2 protein-coding genes are annotated in these 1,519 nt (G+C 37.1%); one reads left to right on the forward strand and one right to left on the reverse strand.

The genetic code is table 11. The features are described from left to right. Positions 1-196 precede the first annotated feature (196 nt). On the reverse strand, positions 197-658 hold the full coding sequence (locus AB4653_RS23290; RefSeq protein ID WP_009845738.1) for a TetR/AcrR family transcriptional regulator: 462 nt from the start codon (positions 656-658) through the stop codon (positions 197-199). A 529-nt stretch (positions 659-1,187) separates the two neighbouring features. Here AB4653_RS23290 and AB4653_RS23295 point away from each other — a divergent pair. Further along, positions 1,188-1,487 (forward strand): YfcZ/YiiS family protein, encoded by a 300-nt coding sequence (locus AB4653_RS23295; RefSeq protein WP_009845739.1) that lies wholly within the window; start codon positions 1,188-1,190, stop codon positions 1,485-1,487. Positions 1,488-1,519 lie beyond the last annotated feature (32 nt).

Consider the following 1,519-nt stretch of genomic DNA (forward strand, 5'->3'; position numbering starts at 1 on the left):
CAGTTAATGTTAGTAAGCTTTTAGTTACTCAGAAAGATGTAGGCGAAACCCTAAACATCTAAAAAGAAAAGAAATAACTTTATTCGGCACAAAGACAGCATAACGACAACGGTGTGAAAGCTAGAGAAAAAAGGAAGAAAAGTGAAACTACAGGTACAAAAAAAGCCCCCTCAGGAGCTTTTTTATTGCGTGTTGATTATTGGCTCATATGAATCAATGATTTACCAATCAACCACTCTAATTCTTTACCACTAGCATCACCAAACTGAGTTTCAGTTAGCTTGTACAAGCGGTCGATACCGTTTGCCGCGAACTCATGTGCATTCTCAGCAGTAACGATATGATGGAAAAGTAAACGTAAGATCGCTAGGAACTCAGCATCTTCAAGTGCAGCAACCCAGCTAGCCGAAAATGCATCAAGGCCATTTTCAAAGTCAATGTGTTCCATGAACATCTTGAAAATACGACCGTCTAGAGCAGCAGTAAAATCCGTTTTCTTTGGAAAGTGATGACTTATACCTGTACGAGAAACGCCTGTTTGTTGACTCAACGTCGTGTATGACATTTTGTCGTAACCCAATCTCAATAACTGGTCTACAACGGCATCCATGATCTTCTGGATCGTGATTTCTGTATCTTCTTTACTACGCTTTGGCATATTCAGGTTCTTCTCTTTGTAAATCCATCTAACTCAACCGAATGAAGTCAGAATGAAAATCGTTATCAGCATTATGTGAGCAAGGTATTTTTTCGCAAGTATTTCCATTAAATACCCACAAATACTTTGTACGAACAATTTTACAGTGTTGCCTCTTTGGGCACTTTGTTTAATTATTCTTCGAAAATCACCTTACAATCCTAAGTCGATAAGTTTAAATAACTACTTAGAATATGAAATACCCAACGAAAAATTCATTGTATAAATAACTGTCAAGCGATAGATACTCTTATAAAATCAATCCTGGCGCAACTAAGTGAATGATATTCTGACAAATAAATAACGTACCTCTTCAGGAAAACGTGATATTAATCACATACATATTTATCGTCGCGAATATACATATTCATTAAATATCCTATCAAACAGCATAGCATACTAGTAAAAATTAGTTCAAAGATTTTGATTTTTGTAGATACAGTTCAAATTGCTCGCTAGAATAACCGCAGACTTTGTAAGAGGATTATTTATGAGCCAAGATATTGGTAACAATGATGTATGTGAGGCTTGCGGCTGCGCAGGTGAAATCGGGTTTATCATTAAAGAAGGCGACGATGTTGCCGAAGTAACGGTTTACGGTAACTCTAAAGCACTCATTGAAACTGAGTTTGCTAAGTACGTTGAGCTTGCTAAACAAGTGTCTAGCAACGTTGAGTTTGAAGCATCAGAACTGACAGAAGAAAGCACAGAATTAAATGCTCGCTTTAAGTTTGAAGTCAGCGCTGAGAAGATTATTTTCGAACTTAAGACTCGCTCTCTAGCTCGTTAATATAAGCACCAACACTCATACCAATGAAAGAC

Origin of the sequence: Vibrio sp. 10N.222.48.A3 (genome assembly GCF_041475345.1) — a bacterium.
GTDB classification, from domain to species: domain Bacteria; phylum Pseudomonadota; class Gammaproteobacteria; order Enterobacterales; family Vibrionaceae; genus Vibrio; species Vibrio tasmaniensis_A.